Origin of the sequence: Pseudomonas sp. WC1, assembly GCF_050586565.1 — a bacterium.
GTDB lineage: Bacteria > Pseudomonadota > Gammaproteobacteria > Pseudomonadales > Pseudomonadaceae > Aquipseudomonas.
Window position 1 is genome coordinate 1 of the sequence record NZ_JBOBDQ010000071.1, and the last position, 24,995, is coordinate 24,995.

A 24,995-nucleotide genomic window follows, 5' to 3' on the forward strand; every position below is an offset into this window, starting at 1 on the left:
TCTCTCAGCGCCCGAAGCGCATCGGCCAGCCCACCACCTTCTTCGCCCTCGGCGTGGCATAGGTACGCACCTTGGAGGTGCTCAGCCCCATCCGCACCAGCGATTCAGCGATGGTCACCGCCGCGCTCACGCCGTCCACCACCGGCACCCCGGTGCGCTGGCGAATCTGCTCGTCGAGCCCAGCCATGCCGCCGCAACCCAGGCAGATCACTTCGGCCTTGTCCTCGCGCACGGCGCGCTCGGCCTGCTCGACGATGGCTTCCACCGCACGCCGTGGATCGGCTTCCAGCTCCAGCACCGCCAGGCCGCTGGCGCGCACCGAGGCGCAGCGCTCGTATAGCCCGGACAGTTTCAGGCGGTCCTCGATCAACGGCACGGTGCGGTCCAGCGTGGTCACTACCGAGTAGGCGTGGCCCAGGTACATGGCGGTGCTGGCGGCGGCATCGGTGATGTCCACCACCGGCACCTCCAGCAGTTCCTGCAGGCCTTCGCGGCCATGCTCGCCGTAGCCGGCCTGGATCACGGCGTCAAACGGCTGGTCGTAGGCCAGCACCCGGTCCATCACCGCGATGGCGGCCAGGTAGCTTTCGAAATTGCCCTCCACCGACTCGGCGCCGAACCACGGGGTCAGGCCGACGATCTCGGTGCCGGGCGCGGCCACGCTGCGCGCCTGTTCGGCAATTGCTTCGGTGATGGCGGCGGTGGTGTTGACGTTGGCTATCAGAATACGCATGACGGATCTCCCTGAATTCAGTGGCTGCTGTGGTCGACGGCGATGCATTCACCGCTGACGTCGTGATACTGGACATGGCGCGGCGCGATCAGCAGGTACACGGCGGCGGCGATACCGGCACCGATCAGCCACGAGAACGGCGCGACGCTTTGGAAGTTGGGCACCAGGGCCAGGACGATGGCCAGCAGCGCGGCGGGGATGAATGCCGCCACGGCGCGCAGGTTGATGCCCTTGGTGTAGTGATAGGCGCCGGCGGGGTTCTCGCTGTACAGCTCGGGCACATTGATGCGGCCCCTGCGCAGCAGCCAGTAGTCGGCCATGATCACTCCGTACAGCGGGCCGAGCAGGGCGCCGAGGCCGGAGAGGAAGTACACGATCACCAGCGGGCTGTTGTACAGGTTCCACGGCAGGATCAGCACCGCCAGGGTGGCGCTGATCAGCCCGGCGCGGCGGAAGTTCAGATGCCGCGGCGCCAGGTTGCTGAGCACGAAGGCCGGGGCGACGAAGTTGGCCATGATGTTCACCGCCACGGTGACGATCAGGAAGGCCAGGCAACCGAGCACCAGGAACGCGGTGTTGGGGATGCTGGCGACGATCTGCGTCGGGCTGTCGATGATCTGGCCGTTGATCTGGAACTGCGCGCCGCACAGCACCACCGTGATCGCCGCGAACACCAGGATGTTCACCGGCAGGCCCCAGAAGTTGCCGACGCGGATGGTCTTGCGGCATGGCGAGCTGCGGGCGAAGTCGCAGAAGTTGAGCACCAGGGTGCCGTAGATCGCCAGCCACAACGCGCCGCCGGCGAAGATGTTGCGCCACATCTCGTAGCCGCTCAGCGGCTCGGCCACCGACCAGGCGATGCGCGCATCGGCCTTGAAGTACATGAACACGGCGAGGCTGGCCACGGTGAGCAGGATTACCGGCCCGGCGAACGCCTCGTAGCGGCGCACCATTTCCATGCCGTAGGCGAGGATCACCAGCTGCACCAGCCAGATCGCCACGAAGCACACCCAGCCCAGGCTCGACAGGCCGAGGATGCTGTCGTGATCGAAGGCCGCCACCTGCGGCCACACCGCGGTCAGCAGCACGCGCAGTACCACCGAGGCGAGGTAGGTCTGGATGCCGAACCAGGCGATGGCGATCACCGCGCGGATCAGCGCCGGGATCTGCGCGCCGTGGATGCCGAAGGCGATACGGCTGATTACCGGGAACGGCACACCGGTCTTCTGCCCCATGTAGCCGGACAGGTTCATGAAGAAGTACACCAGCGCCGCGCCGATCGACAGTGACAGGAGGATCTGCCAGCCGCCCAGGCCGAGGGCGAACAGCCCCATGGCGAACGAGTAGTTGGCGATGTTGTGCACATCGTTGGTCCACAGCGCGAAGATGCTGTAGCCGCCCCAGCGGCGGCCTTCGAGTTTGGTCGGGGCGAGGTCGCGGTTGTGCAGGCGTGGGCTCAGTTCAAGGTCGGCGGGGTGGCCTTCGAGGCTGGTGGTCGAGGGATGGGTGCTGGCAACGGAAAGTTCAGGGGCAAGGGGGAGGCTGCTACTCATTCCGGCGGCTCCTGATGCGCGTGACTGCGATGAGCGGGCGCTGGCGCACGGGCTCGCCATCTCGTCGGTGCAGGCGTTGGCATCACTGGGTTCTGGGCGCAACGGCCGCCGATGGGGCGGCGCTGCGGGTTATTGTGTATTTATGTTTTGTTGAATTTGTATACAAAACACGGACACACAAAAGCCAGTTCCATGCCAGCGATCAACTCGCTTTCAAGTTGCCATTATTTTGAATCTATCTATTTGAAAGATAAGTTAATGAAATAAAGGAAATATAAACTGACCAAGTGAACAGGTTATATTTTTTGTCGGGTCTGTTAGTTGATCGAATGGTCAGATCTAGTTGATTCAAGTGTGTAACCTAATGGGGCGTTACCTGTGAGAAGTGCACACAAAAATGGCACCTACGGTGACATTTTTGTGTACATGTTTTCTCGCGGCCCTTGGCCTTATCGCTGGTAATCCCGTCGCGTGGGAGCGGGCTTGCCCCGCGATAGGGCCTGCTCACGCCATCGGCGGCAACCGCCGCTTCACCGGCGTCTTCTTGATGATCGCGGTATTGGTCTCGGCCAGCACATTCAGGCGGTCGAGCAGCGTGTCCAACTGCTCCATCGAGCGCACATGCAGCCGCGCGATGAAGCAGTCCTCGCCGGTCACCTTGTCGCACTCGGTGAACTCGGGGATGGCGACGATTTGCCGTTCCACTTCCTGCAACTGCCCCGGCAGCGGGCGGATGCGCACGATGGCCTGCAACTGGTAGCCGAAACAGCGCGGGTCCACCTCTACCGTGTAGCCGCGCAGCACGCCGCGCTCCTCCAGGCGGCGCAGGCGCTCGCTGACGCTGGGCGCCGACAGGCCGCTGATCTGCGCCAGGGCCTTGAGCGAGCGGCGCGAGTCCTCCATCAGGGCGTTTATCAGTAACTGGTCTATGGCATCGGTCATGGCGGCCTCGTTAGGCAATTTTCAAGATCTGCCTTGATAGTAAAGGCGCAAGCCAAGATATGCCTTGGTTATCCGCTGGAAGGTCACCTTCGACCCTCCGCATACTGTGCCCATCGTCGACAGGAGGTGTGAGATGGACAATGCGTTGCGCCGTGGTTCGCTGGAAATGATCGCTGCCATGCTGATTTCCGGGACCATCGGCTGGTTCGTGCTGGTGTCCGGGCAACCGGTGCTGGAGGTGGTGTTCTGGCGCTGTGTGTTCGGTGCCGGCACCTTGCTACTGATCTGCGCGGCCATGGGCTTTCTCAAGCCGGGGGTGCTGACCCGCGCCACCTTCTTGCTGGCGGTGGTCAGCGGGGTGGCGATCGTCGGCAACTGGGTACTGCTGTTCGCCTCCTACTCGCGGGCATCGATCGCCATCGGTACCGCAGTGTACAACGTCCAGCCGTTCATGTTGGTGGGGCTGGCGGCGCTGTTCCTGGGCGAGAAGATCACCCTGGCCAAGCTGACCTGGCTGAGCGTGGCGTTCCTCGGCATGCTCGCCATCGTCAGCGCTCATGGCGCGGGGCAGGCCAATGGCGAGGAGTACCTGCTAGGTATCCTTCTGGCGCTGGGCGCGGCGTTCCTGTATGCCGTGGCGGCGCTGATCATCAAGCGCCTGACCGGCACGCCGCCGCACCTGATCGCCTTGATCCAGGTGAGTACCGGCGTCTTGCTGCTGGCGCCCTGGGTGAAGCTGGGCGGGCTGCCGGGTGAACTGCCGGCGCTTGGCAGCCTGGTGACGCTAGGGATCGTGCATACCGGGTTGATGTACGTGCTGCTGTACAGCGCCATCCAGCGCCTGCCCACGGCGTTGACCGGAGCGTTGTCGTTCATCTACCCGATCGCTGCGATCCTGGTCGACTGGGTGGCGTTCGACCATCGTCTGGCGCCGTTGCAATGGCTTGGGGTGGGGCTGATTCTGCTGGCGGCGGCGGGCATGCAGCAGGGGTGGTGGTTTCGTGCTGCCGCCAAGTCCGCCCAGCAGCGCTGAATCAGGGGGCAGGAAGAATCCTATATGCGGAAAAGAATTATCCTATAGGTGGCAGATTGATGTCGTATTGATGGCTCGTGGCTGGTCTTGTACCCTTCGCAGCCGTTTCGCAGTGATGCGATCAGTTTTCACGTGATGGACCATCTCGTATGCCCCTCGTTCTTCGCGCCCTGGCTGTCAGCCTGGCGCTGCTGCCGCTGTTTGCCAGCGCGGCTCCGTTCCAGTCTCCCGGTGACCGTGACCTGATCCGTGACCGTCAGGAAAACCTGTTGCAAGAGCAGCGCAGGCGTCTTGAAGAATTGCAGCAGTTACCTGGCAAACAGGTTGCGCCGGCGCCTGTCGCGCCCACCGAGCAAGGGCGCTGCTTCCAGATCCAGCGCATCGACCTGCAAGGCGCCAGCCTGCTCGACGAGCCACAGCGCAAGGCGCTGCTCGAAGGCTACGAAGGCAAGTGCCTGCAGGTCGGCCAGCTCAACGAGCTGCTCAAGCGCATCACCGACCATTACCTGAACCGTGGCTACCTGACCACCCGGGCCTACCTGCCCCAGCAGGACCTAGGCTCCGGCGTGCTGCAGATCATCATTGTCGAAGGCCGCCTGGAAGGGCTGGACGGCTCCGCCCTGGCCAGCCCCCGGGAAATGGCCATGGCCTTCCCCGGCAAGACTGGCGAGTTGCTCAACCTGCGCGACATGGAACAGATGGTCGACCAGCTCGGCCGTTTGCCCTCGCGCCAGGTCGAGGTGGAGCTGGTGCCCGGCCAGGAGGTTGGCGGCAGTCGCGTGCAGCTCAAGGGCCAGCGTGACAAGCCCTGGCGGGTCTCGGCCAGCCGCCACAACAACGGCGACGCCAGCAGCGGCGAGCAGCAGATGAACCTTGGCCTGGAGTGGGACAGCCCACTGGGCCTGGCCGATCAGTTGAGCCTGCGTGGCGGGCGCGATGTGGTCAGCGACCACTGGCGCCACTCCGACAGCCATGGCCTGAACTACAGCCTGCCGTGGGGCTGGTGGACCTTCAACTACAGCTACAACCACAACTACTACCGCACCCGCGACACCTCCAGCGGTTTCCCCTTCAAGCTCGACGGCGACAACAGCGTGCACCAGTTCCAGGCCGAACGGGTGATCCACCGCGACAGCCTGAGCAAGACCGCGGTCAATGTCGGCGTCAGCCACCTGCGGGCGCGCAACTACCTGGACGACACCCTGATCGACGTCTCCAGCACCCGTATCACCGAGCGCCAGCTGGGCGTCAACCACGGTCGTCGCATCGGCAATGCCTTCGTCAACCTCGATGCCGGCTGGCAGCAGGGTATCGGCGCGCTCGACGCCCAGGGCGCGGGCGATCCGCGCGGCAACGAACCGGTGGCGCGCTACAACAAATACACCCTCACCCTGAGCTACCTGCAGCCGTTCCAGCTGTGGGGCGAGCAGTTCAGCTTCGACAGCCTGGCCACCGGCCAGCGCAGCGAGGATGCCCTCTACAGTGGCCAGCGCATCAGCGTCGGCGGGCTGACCTCGGTGCGCGGTTTCAAGGAGCAGACCCTCACCGGCGACAGCGGCGGCTACTGGCGCAACCAGTTGCGTTGGCGCCGGCCGGTCACTTGGGCGCCGCTGCAGCCCTGGCTGCGCGAATACGGCATGGCGTTCGCCTACGACGCGGGGGTGATCAAGGGCCAGCACGGTAACGGCCAGGACCATGGCCGCCTGAGCGGCAATGCCCTGGAGTTCAACGTGCGCGGCCAGTACTTCGCCGCCAGCGCGACCTTCGCCCGCTCGCTGGAGCGCCCCGACGTCATCACCCGCCGCGAACACCCGATCTATTTCCGTGTCGACGCGTTCTTCTGAGCCCCGATCCACCTTTTGCCCGTGACACCGCCGCCCGCGCCTGGAGTTTGTTTGACATGGATATCCGCACCCCACTGAACCAATGCATTGCCCTGATCGTCGCGGGGGTGCTGTTCCTCAACCCCATCGTCGCCACGGCCGCGCAGTTGACCGTCGATGCGGCGGCCAACGCCAATACCAGCCTCAAGCAGGCCGGCAACGGGGTGCCGATCGTCAATATCGCCACGCCCAATGGCAGCGGCCTGTCGACCAACACCTTCCGCGACTACAACGTCGGCAGCAACGGGCTGATCCTCAACAACGCCACGAACAAGACCCAGTCGACCCAGCTGGGCGGTATCATCGTCGGCAACCCCAACCTCAGGGGCCAGGCCGCCCAGGTGATTCTCAACCAGGTCACCGGCGGCAACCGCAGTACCCTGCAGGGCTACACCGAGGTGGCGGGGCAGGCGGCCCGGGTCATCGTCGCCAACCCCCATGGCATCACCTGCAAGGGCTGCGGCTTCATCAACACGCCGCGGGCGACCCTCACCACCGGCAAGCCGATCATGGACGGCGAGCGCCTCGACCGCTTCCAGGTGGACGGCGGCGACATCGCCATCGAAGGCGATGCGCTCAATGCCACCAACCTCGACCAGTTCGACCTGATCACCCGCAGCGCCAAGCTCAACACCGAACTGCACGCCAAGCAGCTGAACATCGTCACCGGGCGCAACGACGTCAAGGCTGACACTCTGCAGGCCACGCCGCGTGCCGACGAGGGCGGCGACAAGCCGCTGCTGGCCATCGACAGCTCGGCGCTGGGTGGCATGTATGCAAACACCATTCGCCTGGTCGGCACCGAGCAGGGCGTGGGCGTCAAGCTGGCCGGCAACATGGCCGCCACCACCGGCGACATCCAGGTGGACGCCAACGGCAAGGTGACCCTGGCGCAGACGTCCAGTGCCGGCAACCTGACGGTCGCCGCGCAGAGCGCCGAGCTGACCGGCAAGACCTACGCCGCCGGCAGTGCCACCGTGCGCGTGCGTGACGAGGTAACGGTCGGCCAGAGCCTCGCCGCCAAGGACAGCATCACCGTGACCGGCGCGCGGATCGACAACCAGGGCATCATCGAAGCCGGCGTGGAACCGGACAACACCCGCAATGCCCACGGCGACGTGACCCTCACCGGCCAGACCCTGCGCAACCGTGGCAGCGTGGTGGCCAACCGCACCCTGGAGGCCACCGGCAGCACCACCCTCGACAACCAGGGCGGCACCTTCAAGGGCCAAGTCACCACCCTGACGGCTGGCCAGCTGGACAACCGCAAAGGCCAGGCACTGGCCGACGACATCCTGACGGTCAATGCCAACGCGATCGACAACCGTGACCAGGGCCTGCTGCAAGGCAAGGGCAAGGCCGTGGTGGACGTCGGCACCACCCTCGACAACCGTGGCGGCCGCCTGGTGGGCCAGGGCGACCTGCAGGTCACCGCCACCCGGTTGGACAACCGTGACAAAGGCCTGGTCGGCAGCGACCGGCAGGCCAGGCTGACCACCCACGCGCTGCTGGACAACCAGGGCGGCGGCAAGCTCAGTGCCGACCGCCTGGACATCACCACCGCCGGCCTGCTCAACGGTGGCGGCCAGTTGCTCGGCGGCGATGTGCTGATAAACGCCAGCGCCGACATCGACAACCGTCTCGGCGTGGTTTCGGCCAAGCGCCTGCTCGACCTCAAGGCCGTGGGCCTGGACAACAGCGGCAAGGGCAACCTGCGCAGCGACGGCACACTGGGCGTCAAGGTGGCGACCCTGGACAACCGTGACAACGGCCTGCTGTCGAGCCTCGGCGACCTGACCTTGGATGGAAAGCGCCTCGACAACCGCGGCGGCCTGGTCCTCGCCGACCGCTCGCTGACCGTCACCGGCGGGCATTTCGACAACCGTGACAAGGGCGCGGCGACTACCAAGGGCAAGGCCCTTATCGACGTCGAGAGCCTGGCCAACAGCGATGCCGGCCACCTGCAGAGCGATGGTCGCCTCGACCTGATCGCCGGCACGGTCGACAACGAGCGCCTGGGCAACATCACCGCCAAGGGCGACCTCGAGGCCCACCTGGGCACCTTGAACCATCAAGGCGGCAGGTTGACCAGCCTGGGCAGCCTGCTGCTCACCGCCGACACGATCGACAACCAGCAGGGCGGCAAGATTGGCGCGACCAGCGTGGCCGACATCAGCGCGGCGCGCATCCTCAACCAGCAGGGCGAGATTTCCAGCGCCGGCAAGGTCATCCTGAATGCCAGCGAATTGCTGGACAACCAGGGTGGCAAGGTCATCGGCGACCGTGGCCTGGCCCTCACCGTGCAGCGCCTGCTCAACCAGAACAAGGGCCTGCTCAGTGGCCATGACCGCCTGAGCCTGCACGGCACCGAGCTGCTCAACAACGGCGGCAAGCTGAGCAGCCACCAGCACATCGACGTGACCCTGGACGGCAAGCTGGACAACAGCGACGCGGGCCTGATCGTCAGTGACGCCAGCGTCACCCTGAATGCCGGCACGCTGCTCAATCGCCAGGGCGGCAAGGTCTCGGCCATCGCGGCCCTGGACCTGACCAGCCAGGAGCTGCTGGACAACCAGGGCGGCACCCTGGTGACTAACACCGGGCTGCTGCTCAAGGCCGCTCGCCTGGACAACAGCCACCTCGGCGTCATCAGCGCCCAGGGCCACGCCGAGCTGCGCAGTGGCGCCATCGACAACAGCGCCAAGGGCAATATCGGTGCCGGCAGCCTGCTGCTGGTCGGTACCCAGCTCGACAACTACGGCTATGGTCGCATCAGCGCCGCCGGCCAGATCGACGCCACGCTGACCGGCCTCGACCAGCATGACCACGGGCAACTGGTCAGCGAGACCGGCATCGACCTCGACCTGCAGCACGGCCAGTGGGTGAACCGTGATCACGGCCTGCTGCGCTCGCCGGGCAACCTGTTGTTGCGCCAGATCGGCGTGGTCGATAACCGCGATGCCGGGGAGATTTCCAGCAGCCGTGGTTTCAGCCTGGTCGCCAGCCGCCTCGACAACCGGGGTGGGCGAGTGGTCAGCAGCCAGGACCTGACCCTGCGCATCGCCGGCGTCCTCGACAACAGCCTGAAGGGGGTGTTGTCGGCCAGCCGTGACCTCGAGGTCGCGGCCGTCAGCCTCGACAACTTCAGCGGCGGCAGCCTGGCCAGCGGCCAGGCCCTCAAGGCCACGATCGACGGCCAGCTCGACAACCATGACGAGGGCATCCTGTCCGCCGTTGGCGGGCTGACCGTGACCAGCGCCGGCTTGCTCAACGGCGAGCGCGGCCTGTTGTCGGGCAACACCGGCGTGACCGTCACTACCGGCCAGTTGGATAACCATCAAGGCGGCCAGCTCACCAGCCAGGCGGCGATGACCGTCGACAGCAGTGAACTCGACAACCGTGGCGGTACCCTGAGCAGCAAGCAGGCGATGAAGCTGACCACCGGCGAGCTGCGCAACGACGCCGATGCCCTGCAGCGCGGCGGCCGGATCCACAGCGATGGCGCATTGACGCTGGTGGCCGGGCAGGTCGATTCCAGCCAGGGCGGCGAAATCTCCGCCAAGGGCGACCTGCTGCTGCGCGTCAGCACGTTGATCCAGCGCCAGGGGCGGCTGATCGGCGAGCAGAAGCTCGACCTCGACCTGAACGGCGGCGACCTGTTGAACCAGGGCGGCCTGATCAGCGCCAACGGCCCACTGAACATCCAGAACCTGCGCAAGCTCGACAACAGCGCCGGCGAAATCACCAGCCAGCAATCCTACAACCTGCTCGCCAAACGCATCGACAACCAGCAGGGACGCATTCTCAGCGATGGCCGGCTGACCGTGGAGGCGCCGCAGCTGGACAACAGCGCCAAGGGCCTGATTTCCGGCGCGCAGGGCCTGCTGGCCAAGGGGACCGACCTGAACAACAGCGGCGAAGGTACCCTGTCCAGCAAGGACGGCGACCTCACCGTGACCCTGGCCGGTACCCTCGACAACCGCGACCTCGGCGCCTTGGTCAGCAAGGGTAGCCAGCAGATCACCGCAGCCAACTTGCACAACCGCAAGGGCATCATTTCTTCCGAACAGGCCATCACCCTCAGTGTCACCGACCGGCTCGACAACAGCGGCGGCGGCCTCGTTTCCGCCACCGGCGACCTGGCGTTCGACCAGGACGACACCGTCATCGACAACCAGGGCGGGCAGATCAACGGCCAGGTGATCACCGTCACTGGCAAGCGCCTGGAAAACGCCAAGGGCCAGCTGACCAGCCGCGCGCTGCTTGACCTGACCTTGGCCGAGGCGCTGCTCAACACCGACGGCGCGCGCCTGGTCAGTGGCGCCGACCTGTTGCTCAAGGCCGGCAGTGTCGCCAACAACGGCGGCAAGCTGATCAGCCACGGCCTGTTGCGCGTTGACGCAACGACGCTGGACAACAGCCGCGGCGGTAACCTGGCCAGCCAGCAGAACCTGGTACTGCGCCTGGACGGTGACCTGCTCAACGGCCAGGATGGCCTGCTGTTCAGCGAACACGGCAAGCTCGACATCCACGCCGATGCCCTGGACAACCAGGCCGGTACGCTGAAGAGCCAGGGCGCCATCGAGGTGCGCCTGGACAAGGCCCTGAACAACCACGGCGGGCGCCTGGAGAGTCAGGCCGGCGGCCTCGAGCTGCACGCCGCGAGCCTCGACAACGGCGGCAGCGGCATGCTCAGCGCGGCCAAAGGCTTGTTCAAGGGCGTCTTCAGCGGCCTGTTCGACAACGGCGGCGGCACCACCCAGGCGCAGTCGGTGGACATCAAGGCCGACACCCGGGTGAACAACCAGGGCGGCTACCTCTCGGCCCTGGGTGGCGACAATCAGCTCGTCACCGCCGAGTTCGACAACCAGGGCGGCGGCCTGTACGCCGCCGGGCTGCTGCACCTGCAGGGCCAGCAACTGCTCAACCAGGGCGGCAAAGTCGGCGCCGGGCGTATCGACTTCGGCCTGAGCGGTGCGCTGTACAACGGCCTTGGCCAGCTAGAGAGCGAAAGCGACCTGCAACTGCGCGCCAGCCTGCTGGACAACCGCAACGGTAACCTGCGCGCCCTTGGCAAGGCCGGCACCAGCCGCTTCATCGTTGCAGGCGACCTGCTCAACGACAACGGCGTGCTGGCCACTGCCAACCAGGACCTCGACCTGCAGGTGGGTGGGCTGAGCAACACGGGCGGGCAACTGCTGCATACCGGCCAGGGCACCTTCGGCCTGGCTTCGGACAAAGTCACCCGTGCAGGTGGCGTGCTGCATACCGATGGCCTGCTGAGCATCGCTGCGGCCAACTGGACCAACAGCAGCGTGCTGCAGGCCCGGCGCCTGGAGCTGGACATCGAGCGCTTTGAGCAGACCACCAGCGGCAAGCTGCTGGCCGTCGACAGCTTCAAGGGCCGTGGCGGCGACTGGACCAACCATGGCCTGTTGGCCAGTGACGGCAGCCTGCAACTGGACCTGCGTGGCAGTTATGACGGCAATGGCCGCCTGAGCAGCCTTGGTGATCTGGGGCTGTCGGCCAGCGATATCCGCCTGCCCAGCGCCGCCAGCCTGGCCGGTGGCGGCACCACGGTGGTGACTGCCCGCAACCTGCTGAGCAACGATGGCCGCCTGACCGCCCTGGGCGGCCTCACGGTGAACGCCGCCACCCTGGAAAACCGTGGCACCCTCGGCGGCGCCACGGCGGTGAAGCTCACCGCCAACACAGTGAGCAACCAGCGCGGCCTGCTGTTCAGCGGCAGCGACATGACCCTGCGCGTGGGCACCTTCACCAACTACTACGGCGACCTCTACAGCCTTGGCGGGCTGGACCTGGCCGGTAACGCCAGCGCCCGCGCCCGCGCCGTGCTGCTGGAGAACATCTCCGGCAGCCTGGAAAGTGCCGGCAACATGACCCTGGCCGTGGACACCTTGCTCAACCGCAAGGAGAAACTCACCTCCAAACAGAAACTGGTGGCCGGCAACGTCAATGTCTATTCCGATGACGGCTGCAAGGGCAAAGGCTGCGAGCTTTACTTCTCGGCCACCGAAAGCTGGCAGGACGTTATCGATGAGGACAGCTCCACGGCCTTCATCACCGCCGGGCAAAAGCTGAACTTCGCAGGCACCGCGTTCCGCAACCACTACAGCAGTGTGTCGGCGGGCGGTGACATTGGCATCAACACGGCCGTGTTCGAGAACAAGGGTGCCGGTGGCGGCGAGCAACGCAACCTGAGCGCGAGCATGTACACCCGCAACCGCGCCCAGTACAACGCGTTCATCCAGGCCAAGAACCAGTTCAACCAGAACCCTGGCTCGCTGACCCTCGACCAGGTGATGGCCGCGGCGGGTTACCCGCAGTACAGCATCTACAACGTCATCGACAACAAGACGCCGATTGCCGGCGCCGTGGTGGCGCCTGCCGTGGTGCAGTCGGCAGGTTCGGTAACCATCAACGCCACCCAGCGCATCGACAACAGCGTGGTGCGCGCCAACCAGGCCGGTGCTGGCGCCATCAATGCCCGTGGCGATGCCTCCGCCGACCCGCGCCTGGCCCAGACCCAGGTGCGCGCGCTGAACCCGCAGCTGCCGCCCGACCTGGCCCAGCGCCAGGTCAACCCGGTGACCCTGCCCAGCTTCAGCCTGCCCCAGGGCAACAACGGCCTGTTCCGCATCAGCAGCCAGGCCGGCCAGGCCGCCATCAGCGGTGACGCCCTGGGCGCGACCGCTGACCGCACCCAAGCCGGCAGCGGCACCTTCATCGCACCGCTGGCCACTGCGACCAGCGCCGACAGCCGCGCGGCGTCGGCGCTCGGTGCCGACAGCGCGGCGTCTGCCCAAGGCGCCGTGGCCGGCTCCGGCGTGGCGCTGGGCGGTTTGGCCGCTGGCGTCAAGCTGGTCCAGGGCGTGCCTGAACGCAGCGTGCCGAGCGTCTCGCACAAGTACCTGGTAGAGACCAACCCGGTCCTGACCGACCTCAAGCAGTTCCTCAGCTCCGACTACATGCTCGGCCAGCTCAATATCAAGCCCGACCAGGCCATCAAGCGCCTGGGCGACGGCCTCTACGAGCAGCGCCTGATCCGCGAGGCGGTGGTGGCCCGTACCGGGCAGCGCTACATCGACGGCATGACCAGCGACGAGACGCTGTTCCGCTACCTGATGGACAACGCCATCGCCAGCAAGGACAAGCTGTCGCTGAGTGTGGGTGTGTCCCTCAGCGCCGAGCAGGTGGCGGCCCTGACCCACGACATCGTGTGGATGGAAAACATCGAGGTCAACGGCGAGACGGTGCTCGCCCCGGTGCTGTACCTGGCCCACGCCAACGGCCGCGTGGCCCCCAACGGCGCGTTGATCCAGGGCCGCGACGTCAACCTGATCAGCGGCGGCGAACTGGTCAACGTCGGCACCTTGCGCGCCACCAACAACCTCGCTGTCAGCGCCACCAACATCGGCAACGCCGGGTTGATGGAGGCGGGCGGGCGCCTGGACATGCTGGCCACCGAGTCGATCCGCAATGCCCAGGGCGGGATCATTGCCGGGCGTGAAGTGAGCCTTACCGCGTTGACCGGCGACGTGATCAACGAGCGCAGCGTCACCCGCCTGGAAGGCCGCGCGGGCGGTGAGCACGTGACCAAGGACCTGGTCGACACTGCCGCGCGCATCGAGGCGGCGAACAACCTGACCATCACGGCGGGGCAGGACATCGGCATTGTCGGCGGCGCCGTGCAGGCCGGCGGCAACATCGACCTCGATGCCGGGCGTGACCTGATCATCGCCAGCCAGGAAGGTGTCGACAGCCACGAGTACCAGCGCCGCCGCGTCAGCGGCCACGACACCAGCATCACCCAGTACGGCAGCGAGGTGAAGGCCGGCGGCAACCTCACCGCCACGGCCGGCCAGGACCTGAGCATCGTCGCCAGCGAAATCGAGGCCCGCCGCGATCTGGCCCTGCAGGCCGGGCGCGACGTGACCCTGGCCGCCGCGGCGAACGAGGAGCACAGCTACGCCAAGAGCAAGAAAGGCAAGACCAAGTACGAGCGCCAGGAGGACGACGTCGAGCAGCAGTCGGCCGAAGTGAAGGCCGGCGGCGACCTGACCATCGACGCCGGGCGCGACCTGCGCATGGTGGCGAGCAAGGCCAGCGCCGGCGACGAAGCCTACCTGGTGGCCGGCGACAAGCTCGAGCTGCTGGCTGCCAACGACAGCCAGTACTCGCTGTATGACATGAACAAGAAGGGTGGTTGGGGGAGCAAGAAGACCCAGCGTGATGAAGTGACCGACGTCAAGGCGGTGGGGAGCGAGATCACCAGTGGTGGAGGCACTTCTCTCGTGAGTGGCGGTGATCAGCTCTACCAAGGCGCCAAAATCGAAGCGGGGGGGGATCTGGCCATCATCAGTGGTGGTGCAGTGACCTTTGAAGCCGTCAAGGACATGCATCAGGAAAGTCATGAGAAGTCCAAAGGCGACCTTGCTTGGAATAGCGCGAAGGGTAAGGGCACGACTGATGAAACCTTGCGCCAGAACCAGCTGGTTGCTCAAGGCGTCCTGACGATCAAGGCTGTTGATGGATTGAAGATCGACATCAAGCATATCGATCAGGCCACGGTCAGCCAGAGTATCGATGCCATGGTCAAGGCCGATCCCAAGCTGGCATGGCTCAAGGAGGCTGAGCTGAGAGGGGATGTGGACTGGCGTCGGGTCAAGGAGGTCCACGACAGCTTCAAGTACGACCAGTCCGGATTGGGTACGGGCGCCTCGCTCGTGATCGCAATCATCGTGACGTATCTGACCTGGGGCGCTGGGGCGTCGCTGGTCGGGGTTGCGGGCAATTCGACCATTGGTTTTGCTGCTAACTCGGTGGTCAGTGCCGCCGCAACCAATGCGGCAACCAGCACGATCAACAATCGTGGGAACCTCGGTGCTGTCGTCAAGGATGTGACCTCCAGCGATGCGATGAAAGGTTACGTCATGTCGGCGCTCACGCCTGGCGGTGGCAGCATTGTTTCGCGAATCGCACTCAAGGCAGCGCTGAGCACTGTGGTTTATGGTGGCAGCCTAAAGGACAACGCTGTCCAGGCTGGCCTGGAAATCGCTGCTGATGCATTGAGCGGAGCGATTTTCAATGAAGTGGGTGATCGGCTCATGGGCAGCGGGCTGCCCAAGCGCGTGGCGGTACATGCCATTGTCGGTGGTTTGATTGCGGAAGCAGCGGGTGGTGACTTCCGCACGGCGGCACTGGCGGCAGGCGCGAATGAGGCCTTGGTGCAGCTGGTCGGGGACAAGATCTTCCCTGGCGAGGCCCATGACCGGGTCCTGGGCATGACTTCGCAACTGGTCGGTATGACGGTCGCCGCAGGCCTGGGTGCCGACGCAAAAGATCAGCAGGTTGCGGGTTGGGTGGCGCAGCAGGCTACCGAGAACAACTTCCTGCGTCACAAGGAGGTCGAGGCGTTTCTTGCCGAGCTCAAGACGTGTGAGGCGAACAATTCGTGTGCCGAGGTGCGTAAGCGCTATGGCGAATTGAATGCCGAGAACCAGGAACGGCTACAGTCGCTGTGTGCCCGCGACATGGCGGCTTGTCACGATGAGTACAAGCTGTTCTCTGACGATTATCAAAAGACCCATAAGCTGCTGGCCGAGAGCATGAAGGATGTCGGCTGGAGGGATAAGTACAACCTGGGCGCGACGATACTCAGCAACTATCAGGCGATGCAGACATTGGTCGGAACCGCCATGACCAAGGCGATGACCGATGCAGCCCTGGAGGCCGCAGGCCAAGCAGGAGTTGAGGTCGATGCTGAGGATGTCGGCATCTTTGGTATGTGGCTGCGAACTGTCGTCAAGGCAGTCACAAACCGCAAGGGCGCAGTTGGTGGAGCGGAGCGTGGTCCTTGCTGCTTCGCAGCAGGGACCTTGGTTGCAACCCCCGAAGGTGATCGAGCGATTGAAATGCTCAAGGTCGGGGATATCGTCTGGACCAAACCTGAGCAAGGCGGCGAGCCTTTCGCTGCAGCAATCACCGCGACGCATGTCCGTAACGATCAGCCGATCTATCGGTTGACTCTGGAAAGCACCCGCGACGATGGTCAGGTTCAGACTGAGAGCTTATTCGTTACCCCTAGCCACCCATTCTACGTACCGGCCAGGCATGATTTTGTGCCGATGGGTGAGTTGAAAGCCGGAGACTTGCTACAGTCCTTGGCTGACGGGGCGGGAAACAACACGTCGAGCCGCGTTGCTTCGGTGAAGCTGCATAAGTTGGTGGGCGAGACGTTTAACCTGACGGTTGATGTTGGGCACACCTTCTATGTAGGTCAACTTAAAACTTGGGTCCATAATACTGGGCCGTGTGATGTTAAATATGTACCCAATGCAGGCAGCGTTGGCAATATGGGGGAGTTTTTCAAGTTGCCTGGGTTTGGCGCGACGGTCTATGATGGCTCTAGGAAAACCAAGCAAATTTACGATGGTCAAAGTGTTTATGTGGCAACTGCCAGTATTGGGGATAATATCCGCAGTGGTGATAAGTTTTATTTGGATGGTAGTCATATGAACCATATCGAGGTTTTTGATAGTCGCCATAAGGCTAAAGTAGTGTTAAATCTGGATGGGACTGTAAACGAGTCCAAGACTAAAGTGGCGCTGGAACAGAAAAGAAGGTTGCCAAAATGAATGAGTTTTCGAGCATTGATCGCCTCAGAGGGTTATTTGCTGAGATTGCTAAAAATAAAATTGAATGTCCTGAAGCGGATGGATTGCGGATAGATCATGGCGAAGACCTTTTTCAGCAACTCGAAAAATACGGATCTCTATTGAGTGACTCTATTAGAAGACTTGAGGAAAGTGGTGTGGATGAGTTGGCGGTACAGTCTGCGTTGATTCATGTTCGGTTACATGCTATGAGCTTGTGTAGCTTTTTTGACGATATTGCTGAGGACGCAGAGCGGCTGTTGATTGACGCCAAATGGCCAGATATACCAGAAGATTATATAACTCCGTTATGATCGGGCAAAAAGAGGAGGAAAAGGCGAGGAAAAGGGGACTGAGGAAAAGTGAGGAAAAGGGGACAGATTTATTTTTCCTACTCTAGTCCCAGCTCCTGGCAGCGAAGGGATCTAGCTGTCATGTAGGTAGGCCGAGATTAGAGTGGGGGAAATAAATCTGTCCCCTTTTTCCAAGACTGGAAAGTTAGAAAAGTCTGTGATTGAGTATGATCAGTATGGTCGGCAAGTTAAGCGGACGGATTACACGAATCACGGATATGGGAATAAAGAAAAGCCGGATGAGTATCATTCAGATCCGCACGAGCATACCTATGAATATGGTCCTGGATATAGCCCTAAAGGGAAAAGACGAGGATAAACAATGATTAGTGTTGCTGAGTTGAATGAGATGCTGATTGCTAATAATTGCTTGCACTCTATTAATGTTCAGTTGAATGATGAGGGGGTGGCCTATGATCTGTTTCTATCAATTTCGGAATCTGAAGATGTATGGGGTGCTGTCGTTCGTGTGAGGTTCTTCGATGTCAGTCAGTTTGCGATTCGCGATTTTGGTGGAGGGTTGACTCAGCTTATGCATATGAATGTAGAAAAATTGGACTCTGGTCTTGATAGGATGCGCTATAAGTTTAGCGATCTTGAGGGTGAGTTATTTTCATTTTATTTCTCATCATTTTCTGTCGAATAAAACAGGGGAAAGGGGCAAAGAAAAAGGGGCGAGCGGGAAAAGGACGGGGAACGGGGTAGATATATTTTTACGGGGAGGAAAGGGGACGGAGGAAAGGGGACCGGAGGAAAGGGGACAGATTTATTTTTCCTACTCTAATTCCGAGAGGGAAAAAGGTGACAAAAGGAAAAGGGGACAGATTTATTTTCCCTACTCTAATTCCAGATCCTGGCAGCGAAGTGATCTAGCTGTCACGTAGGTAGGCCGAGATTAGAGTGGGGAAAATAAATCTATCCCCTTTTTTCTATGTCCCCTTTTTCCTTTTTCTAAGTAAGAGGATGTGGATCTAATCACTGGGAGGGAATACTTATGATTATAAAGAAAGCGGCGTTGACAGAAGAGGCGGGTACATGGGGCTTTCGAGGTGCCCCATACTCTGGGGCGGCATTGGAGTTTATGGACGGAGATCTCATGTGGGGTGGCTTGTACGACTATGGCTGTTACATAGGTGATTATCGCAGCGAATTTATTTTGGAGGGAGAGTGCGTCGGAATTGAATCTGAACGTGATTACACAGGTGAACAATTTTTTCTGGGGGGTGAAGTCTATAATGGATTTGCTTATGAGTTTGCCGGTGAGGTTTGTGTCAGTGAACAGCTGTTTGAGTATGGCTGGGTTATTGCGGAGGTTACGTATTATTCAGGGGGACAGCTTCGTTCCCTTGAGGTGGGTGAGGATGTCATACAACAATATGAGTGGTATGAGAACGGCGATTTAATAAATGTAATGCTGTATAAGCGTGATGCCTTCATGATGTCTTTGGGCTTTTCAATGAGTAGATTGCAGCGTTTAACGTTAATGGGGGATTATTTCGGGAAGGTGTCGACGGTTAGTAACTCCATAAGATTCCCTGTGTTGAGAGAAAAGAAGGAGCTTTCGGAGCTTATATGCGGTTCTCGGTTATCGCTAAGTGGGGATGGTGTTGATGAGTCAGCTATTAAGTACTTGTTAAATAGTGAAAATTTAAGCTATGTAAAGGAGTTGTGTGTGGATCGTATCTCCGATTCGCCTGAGACTTTGGCCCGCTTGAGAACCCTTGACCAACTGAAAGAGCTGAAAGTCGCCGAAGATGAGGGGAAGCGTGATTTTTGGCGCAAGTGGTGTGCGGAGTTCAAGGCGCTTCACACGGAATGTGATGTTTACTTCAATAATCGAATGGTAGGTTTGGGGACTTGATGGGCGGTTTGTTCTGTTCGTAGAACTGCCTTCCATATCGGTCTGCAAGTCGAGTCGTTTCGGGTAGTCGATAGTGGCGTGTAGCACTCAATACCCAGTGGCATGCGGTTTTAAGAGAAATTCGGTGGCCGATTGAAACGAACACAGGTTTTACATGTTTTTGAGTCCTGAGCGCGGCTCCGATTAGTTCGTCGCCGTCGAACAGACCTGATTGGCATCCCCTTTCATCAAGGGGAGGTGCATATTCACCGATGAAGCGACTTTTACCGCATCCAATAGTGGGTATGTCATAAAGTACCCCCAAGTGCGATGCCAAGCCAAACCGACGAGGGTGAGCTATACCTTGCCCGTCGCAGATGATCAGGTCAGGTCGGTGGGTTATAGTTGATAAGAGCTTTACGATAGAAGGCAGCTCTCTAAACGAAAAAAGACCAGGCACATAGGGAAACGAAGTCGTACCCGACCATGCATGCTCTTCGATGATTTCCAAGCTTTCTGCGTCAACCACAACAATGGAGGCGATCAGTGTATCGTTCTCTTTGTGGTAGGCGACATCGATGCCTGCGATACTAGAGATCGGCCCAAGCTGATCTTGCTTGACCACAAGTTTAGATAGTCGTATCTGTAGATCTATGGCTTCGCTTGGGGTTATATCCCAAGGATGTTGTATGACTGGCTGCATGTGGACTGTTCTCGCTAAATCAAGCTGGTGAGGTTGTTGTCAACGAACCGTCAGATTATGCCATTTAAGAACCCAATGGTCAGCTGATTTTACTACTGATCTTGAGCATGAAAATTATGATGAAAAGAACACGAAGCAGGGACGAATTAATTTTTCCTGCTCTAAATTCGGTCTTTGGCAGCGAAGGGATCTATTTGTCATGTAGAAAAAAGGGGGAAGATATATTTTCCCTGCTCTAATTCAGGCTCTTGGCAGCGAAGGGAGCTAGCTGTCATGAAGGTGGGCCGAGATTAGAGTAGGGGAAATAAATTTTTCCCCTTTTTGGTCCCTTTTGGCCCTCCATTTTTGATCTTTTTTACTCTGCTAATTTGATTGGGGGGTGGTTGATAATGCAAGAGACAGGGAGAGTTTGGACTTGACAGTTAGGAGTGCGATGCCTATATAGGTTGGGTCGGTTTTTAGTTTGGTCATAAGCAATACCCAGTCCGTAGTCGCAGTTTTGAAGTTTTCATAGTAGTCAGGCTCGACATCTCTAAGCTGAAAAGTCTTATCCATGTAGTCGTATACAGTCATCAGGGAGTCAGATGCGCATTTAGAACCATCCAAGTTGGAGTGTTTATGCTTGGGTATGCATTCTTGGAGAGTGGCGTTCATCAGCTTTAAGGTATTTGTCTCTTGACTTTGTTTTGAGGATATTAAAAGGTTTAGGCGATTCTGGTACTCACTGTCGAATGCCTTGAGATCTTTGTTTGATTTTTCAGGTGTCTCAAAGTGGTTTGAATTTTGACTCTGGCAGCCGCAAATAGTTAGCAAGATCGTTATCGTGAAATATATGGCTTTCATTGGGATTCTGAGTTGGCGTTAATGGGGCTCTATCGTAGCACTCCCAGATAAGTATTGATATCGTGACTTTGTCATCCAGAAGTGGACAAGTGGACGGAAAAGAGACGGCAGGGAAAAGGGGAAAACAGGGGAAAAGGGGGCAGATCTATTTTTCCTACTCTAATTTCGGCCCTTGTGGGGTCGAAGGAATCGAGCAGTCATGTCATTCTCCTGATTCATCAGTCGTCAAGGTGATCCAAGGAGGATGCCGTCATGCCTAGAGGTGGACGAGTACTGCTACCACACTGCCCGCATCATATTGTCCATCGGGGTCACAATCGACAGGTTGTGTTTGCGCAAGACACGGACTTTCAACGCTACTTAGCCGATCTCCGAGAGTTGAAGGATGCCTTTGGAGTGAAAGTCTATGCGTACTGCTTGATGACCAACCATGTGCATCTATTGTTGGTTCCTGATGACGCTTGCGCAGGCCTTAGCCAGCTGATGAAGACGCTGGCGGCGCGAGCGACGCGCTATCGTAATCGACTAGAGGGTCGTTCCGGTACATTGTGGGAAAGTCGTTTTAAGTCCAGCATTGTGCAGTCTGACACCTACCTGTTGGCTTGTTGCCGCTACATCGAATTGAATCCAGTCCGGGCGCGGATGACAGTTGAGGCTGGTGATTATCCTTGGTCGAGTTATTCGATCAGGATGGGGGCTGCGAAACGGCAGAATTGGCTTGATGATAATCCCTTGTTTGAAGCATTGGGGGAAACTGAAGAGCTCCGGCGCAAGCGCTACGCCGAGTTTGTGAGGCAGGCGATATCGGACGGAGAGCTTAGCCTGATTCGAGACGCTATTCAGCGAGGACAATTGACGGGTAGTAGCCGGTTCGTGGACGAGATCGCGCAGATCACTGGAAAACGTATTGAGCGAAGGAAGCAGGGCAGGCCAAAATTAGAGTAGCGAAAATAAATCTGTCCCCTTTAATGCATTTAATGCTTTAATGCAGTCCCCTTTAATGCACTTTAATGCAGTCCCCTTTAATGCAAAATCGTAGATCCGAACCAGCCAGGTACTGCGCTGGAACTACCCAAGGTATGGGAGTCGCTGCTTGAAAAACACTCAAGCAACGCGCGGGTCTACTCACAAAGCGAATTTCTGAAGGAGTTTGGACGATGAAACTAAGTCAGGCACTATTTGGCGAGCTGTGGGATGGTGAAAAAAGCATCTGTATTTTTGTTCATTTGGGGCGATGCTTTTGGGTTGTGGATTATAAGTATAATTTCTGTCTGGATGCGGAGAAGGATTATCGGGCCTATCTTGATAAGGGGTATATAACAAAGGAGCAATATTTTTTGGCTTGCAATGAGTTCAGGGGTGGTCTTCTTAAACTTACATCAGATAACTTCCTGCAATACATTGGCGGCGATGGGAGGGAGATTCTTTCACAGGAGAATCTTAAGAGTATCTTTATGATGGGGCTTGATCTGGAGGGGGATTTGTATGAAAAAATTGAGCAGTACTATCTTTCTGGGGCGGAGCTGAATGTTAATTATTTCAAGGCTGCTAATGCTGTTGCATCTAGGCTCCCGATGTTTTATGTGAATTTTGATAGAGAGATATACCTGCATATGGACAATGGAAGGGCTCATGAAGATTCGGCCTATCCTGGCTGGTTTGCTAAGTGTGCTGATTTCGGATACTTGATTCCGGACAGAGAGAAGTACTGGGTTTTGGAGTTTAAAGATTATTGGAAATTTAGATTTTTGTAGGTCCTCTGGCTTTATAAGCTAAGGGTGCAAAAGCAGCTGGCGGGGCGGTTGATGATCTTGCTTCAAGTAAGGTTAAGTGGGGTGATGAGAATGCAGGCATAAACGGAAAAGCAGAAAAAGGGGACAGATTTATTTTTCCTACTCTAATTTCGATTCCTGGCGGCGAACGGATCTAGCCTTCATGTAGGTAGGGCGAGATTAGAGCAGGGAAAATAAATCTGTCCCTTTTTTTAGTCCCTTTTTTTAATGACCTCTCGGCCAATGAGCCTGATGCCAAGGTTCAGAAGGAGCGACCTCCTTTCGGTGTGCGTGAGATTGTGGGGTGGTTGAGTGACGACGTCAGTAGTAGTGTTAGCGCAAAAGCGCTGATCACTCGACTGGAGGACTGTCAGCTCCGTGGTCAATCTGAGTACTTGGGTTTCGGCAATGCACACCACATGGCATATGCGGCAGGTCATCTGTATCTAGAGTGTGAGTACAGTGAGGGATCCCAGGTATTAATGACCATTGAGCAAGCTGTTTCCACTTTGAGTGACTACATGGTTTTTTTACAGGCTGGCGTTCGGAACAAAGAGGCTCCACCTCAGCCGTTCATGGTTGAATACCTCGCCGAGGGAGAGGAATCTTATAGACGCTTTGAAGCGTTAGGTGGTCGTTTGGGATTTTCGGTGGAGGAAATGAAGGGTGTGAGTCGGGCTGATCGGCAAGAAAATAAACGGAGAGTATTGGTCGATAAGTCTCATACTTCCAAAAAATCTTGATTGGGGATGGGAGGCGTATTAGGTGGCCGATGTAGCGCTGGAGGTAAAAATTTTTGACGGTGATGAAGCTGGACGATTTCTAGCGATGGCTTCGATTGGGTTGCTTTCGTCAGTCAGGGCTGGTGTCATCGAGCTGGATGAAGCAGAACGCTTGTTGTTCTCGCCCGGAGCGTCAAGTGTTTTTAGAAGGAAAGGGATTTCTGCTGTTGTCTGCGATCTTGTTATGGAATGTTGCGAATTGGAGGACATACTGGGTCTCTTGCCGGATAGGTTTGATAGCGAGCTTGTACGGCTAATTGATGCTTTTTCGGAGTATTTAGCCGCCACGACACCCCTAGATGCCTATTCGGATCATGTGGAATATAGATAGTTATATACTGCTGGCAGTATCGAGGAAAAGGCGTAGACGTGGGCCTATTCCATTCTTCATCGCACTTTTCCACATTGGCGCACGAACATGAAAATAATCAAATCCTTCGAGAAATTGACAGGGCTTAAAAGGTTTTCGGCTTGGCGAGCCGGCTGGCAGGAGCCAGCGTCTGTCGACCTGTTTTCCTATGTTGAAGATGTCGTCAGCCCAGAGGACAGTTTGATTTTTTGCAAATGGCTGTTCCCGGATTTCGTCGTGTTCGAGGATTCGGTGATACTGGAAATGAAATTTGACGAGCCCGCATTTCGTGTGTGGCTTGATCATTTTTCAGGCGATAAAGCCGGTGTTGAGGGGATGCTGAATCACACCCATCTGTACGATGTGTTTTCAGGGTGTGGATCTTCGGTGGACGAGGTGGTTTTTGAGCAACTGTCCAATGTGCTGGCCATGTCCTGGCGAATGGTGTTGAAGGCGCAATTCCCTGATAGAAGATTTCACGTAGAGGCTATCAACTCCGATCAGGAGTATGGCCCGGTGGTCACCTTCCATGAAATGCGTGGGTGAGCTTTGCCGTTAGTTTGACGACAGTACTGAGGATGTAGTGTGTCTGTCGGTCGAGGGTACATTGCCGGATGTGCCGGTGTGCCATGTTGCACCTGCTTGAGCACGGTTAGTTCAAGCTGTTCGAAGTCTGCATTCGGTTTAAACCTGCCGGGGCTGCGATGCAGCCCTTTCGAGACACAAGGCCGCTCCTACAGGGGGATGCGGCCTCCTGTAGGAGCGGCCTTTTGCCGCGAAAGGACCGCAAAGCGGTCCTGCTCCGCAAACGCCAACTGCTCAGTTCAACCAGCTCAACGCCGGCCCCTGCGGCACGATCCGTGTCGGGTTGATGTGGTTGTGCGAGTAGTAGTAATGCAGCTTGATATGCGCCATGTCGATGGTGCGGTAGATCGCCGGGATCTGCGTCAGGCGCACCAGGTACTGGTACAGCGCCGGGTACTCGGCCAGGGTCTTGTGGTTGGCCTTGAAGTGCACGTAGTACACCGCCTCGTAGCGGATCAGCGTGGGCAGCAGGAACAGGTCCGACAGGCTCAGCTTGCCGCCCACCAGGTACGGCTGCTTGCGCAGCCGGTGCTCGAGGGTGTCCATGGCCGCGAAGAACTGCTTGTAGGCCTCGTCGTAGCTCGCCTGGTCCGGGGCGAAGCCCATGTGGTAGACCATGCGGTTGATGTTGGTGTGCAGCCACTGGTTGAGCTCGACGATGTCGCAGCTGGAGCGGTCGGGCACCAGGTCGATCGGGGTCTTGGCCAGGGGTAGCAGGCGGGTGGCCATCTGCAGCGCCAGCTCGGCCGAATCGTTGTGCACGATGCGGTTCTGCTGGCGGTCCCAGAGCACCGGCACCGACTGGTTGCCGGCAAAGCCCGGACGCGAACGCTCGTACAGGCTCGACAGCAGGGTGACGTCCTTGTGCAGCGGGTCCTGGTCGTGCTCGTCGAACTCCCAGCCCTGGTCGTGGGGGGGGGGGGACAACGAAAGGAAGGAAAATGAACC

At 59.2% G+C, this 24,995-nt stretch carries 16 protein-coding genes; 11 read left to right on the forward strand and 5 right to left on the reverse strand.

What is annotated here, in order from left to right:
- Positions 1-4 precede the first annotated feature (4 nt).
- The 3 genes from ACQ4OD_RS23725 to ACQ4OD_RS23735 form a co-directional block, all read right to left on the reverse strand.
- Positions 5-733 (reverse strand): aspartate/glutamate racemase family protein, encoded by a 729-nt coding sequence (locus tag ACQ4OD_RS23725; RefSeq protein WP_110703939.1) that lies wholly within the window; start codon positions 731-733, stop codon positions 5-7.
- A 17-nt stretch (positions 734-750) separates the two neighbouring features.
- Complete coding sequence (locus tag ACQ4OD_RS23730) at positions 751-2,286, reverse strand: NCS1 family nucleobase:cation symporter-1 (RefSeq protein ID WP_430945028.1); 1,536 nt, start codon at positions 2,284-2,286, stop codon at positions 751-753.
- Positions 2,287-2,790: 504 nt separating this feature from the next.
- Positions 2,791-3,228: an Lrp/AsnC family transcriptional regulator gene (locus ACQ4OD_RS23735; protein WP_028692812.1), complete on the reverse strand. Its 438-nt coding sequence runs from the start codon at positions 3,226-3,228 to the stop codon at positions 2,791-2,793.
- Between the two features lie 133 nt (positions 3,229-3,361).
- Here ACQ4OD_RS23735 and ACQ4OD_RS23740 point away from each other — a divergent pair, with 133 nt between their 5' ends.
- The 6 genes from ACQ4OD_RS23740 to ACQ4OD_RS23765 all read left to right on the forward strand — a co-directional run bounded on the left by ACQ4OD_RS23740 (position 3,362) and on the right by ACQ4OD_RS23765 (position 19,034).
- Positions 3,362-4,261 carry a DMT family transporter gene (locus ACQ4OD_RS23740; protein ID WP_430945029.1) on the forward strand — a complete coding sequence of 300 codons (900 nt, stop codon included), beginning with the start codon at positions 3,362-3,364 and terminating at the stop codon, positions 4,259-4,261.
- 149 nt (positions 4,262-4,410) lie between these two features.
- Positions 4,411-6,105, forward strand: a complete 1,695-nt coding sequence (locus ACQ4OD_RS23745) for a ShlB/FhaC/HecB family hemolysin secretion/activation protein (RefSeq protein WP_430945030.1) — start codon at positions 4,411-4,413, stop codon at positions 6,103-6,105.
- A gap of 56 nt (positions 6,106-6,161) precedes the next feature.
- Positions 6,162-16,802, forward strand: a complete 10,641-nt coding sequence (locus tag ACQ4OD_RS23750) for a hemagglutinin repeat-containing protein (RefSeq protein ID WP_430945031.1) — start codon at positions 6,162-6,164, stop codon at positions 16,800-16,802.
- On the forward strand, positions 16,799-17,134 hold the full coding sequence (locus ACQ4OD_RS23755) for a hypothetical protein (RefSeq protein WP_430945032.1): 336 nt from the start codon (positions 16,799-16,801) through the stop codon (positions 17,132-17,134). The genes ACQ4OD_RS23750 and ACQ4OD_RS23755 overlap by 4 nt, the downstream gene beginning before the upstream one ends.
- Before the next feature lie 361 nt (positions 17,135-17,495).
- Positions 17,496-17,819: a hypothetical protein gene (locus ACQ4OD_RS23760; RefSeq protein WP_430945033.1), complete on the forward strand. Its 324-nt coding sequence runs from the start codon at positions 17,496-17,498 to the stop codon at positions 17,817-17,819.
- Positions 17,820-18,167: 348 nt separating this feature from the next.
- Positions 18,168-19,034 carry a hypothetical protein gene (locus ACQ4OD_RS23765; RefSeq protein ID WP_430945034.1) on the forward strand — a complete coding sequence of 289 codons (867 nt, stop codon included), beginning with the start codon at positions 18,168-18,170 and terminating at the stop codon, positions 19,032-19,034.
- On the opposite strand, the gene nfi is transcribed toward ACQ4OD_RS23765, so the two are convergent.
- Positions 19,003-19,716 carry a deoxyribonuclease V gene (gene nfi, locus ACQ4OD_RS23770; RefSeq protein ID WP_430945035.1) on the reverse strand — a complete coding sequence of 238 codons (714 nt, stop codon included), beginning with the start codon at positions 19,714-19,716 and terminating at the stop codon, positions 19,003-19,005. The genes ACQ4OD_RS23765 and nfi overlap by 32 nt on opposite strands.
- Positions 19,717-20,811: 1,095 nt before the next feature.
- Between nfi and ACQ4OD_RS23775 the strand changes: the two genes are divergently transcribed.
- From ACQ4OD_RS23775 to ACQ4OD_RS23795, 5 genes are all read left to right on the forward strand, one after another.
- A complete protein-coding gene (locus ACQ4OD_RS23775; protein ID WP_139674983.1) occupies positions 20,812-21,504 on the forward strand; it encodes a transposase in 693 nt (230 codons plus the stop codon).
- A 212-nt stretch (positions 21,505-21,716) separates the two neighbouring features.
- Positions 21,717-22,313, forward strand: coding sequence for a hypothetical protein (locus ACQ4OD_RS23780; RefSeq protein WP_430945036.1), 597 nt, complete (start codon positions 21,717-21,719; stop codon positions 22,311-22,313).
- Between the two features lie 500 nt (positions 22,314-22,813).
- Positions 22,814-23,074, forward strand: coding sequence for a hypothetical protein (locus tag ACQ4OD_RS23785; RefSeq protein ID WP_430945037.1), 261 nt, complete (start codon positions 22,814-22,816; stop codon positions 23,072-23,074).
- A 22-nt stretch (positions 23,075-23,096) separates the two neighbouring features.
- Positions 23,097-23,444 (forward strand): DUF3969 family protein, encoded by a 348-nt coding sequence (locus ACQ4OD_RS23790; RefSeq protein WP_367856668.1) that lies wholly within the window; start codon positions 23,097-23,099, stop codon positions 23,442-23,444.
- Between the two features lie 87 nt (positions 23,445-23,531).
- Positions 23,532-24,008 (forward strand): hypothetical protein, encoded by a 477-nt coding sequence (locus tag ACQ4OD_RS23795; RefSeq protein WP_430945038.1) that lies wholly within the window; start codon positions 23,532-23,534, stop codon positions 24,006-24,008.
- Between the two features lie 273 nt (positions 24,009-24,281).
- Here the strand turns inward: ACQ4OD_RS23795 and ACQ4OD_RS23800 are convergent.
- The coding region (locus tag ACQ4OD_RS23800) for a glutathione S-transferase C-terminal domain-containing protein (protein WP_430945039.1) at positions 24,282-24,995 on the reverse strand (714 nt) is incomplete at its 5' end.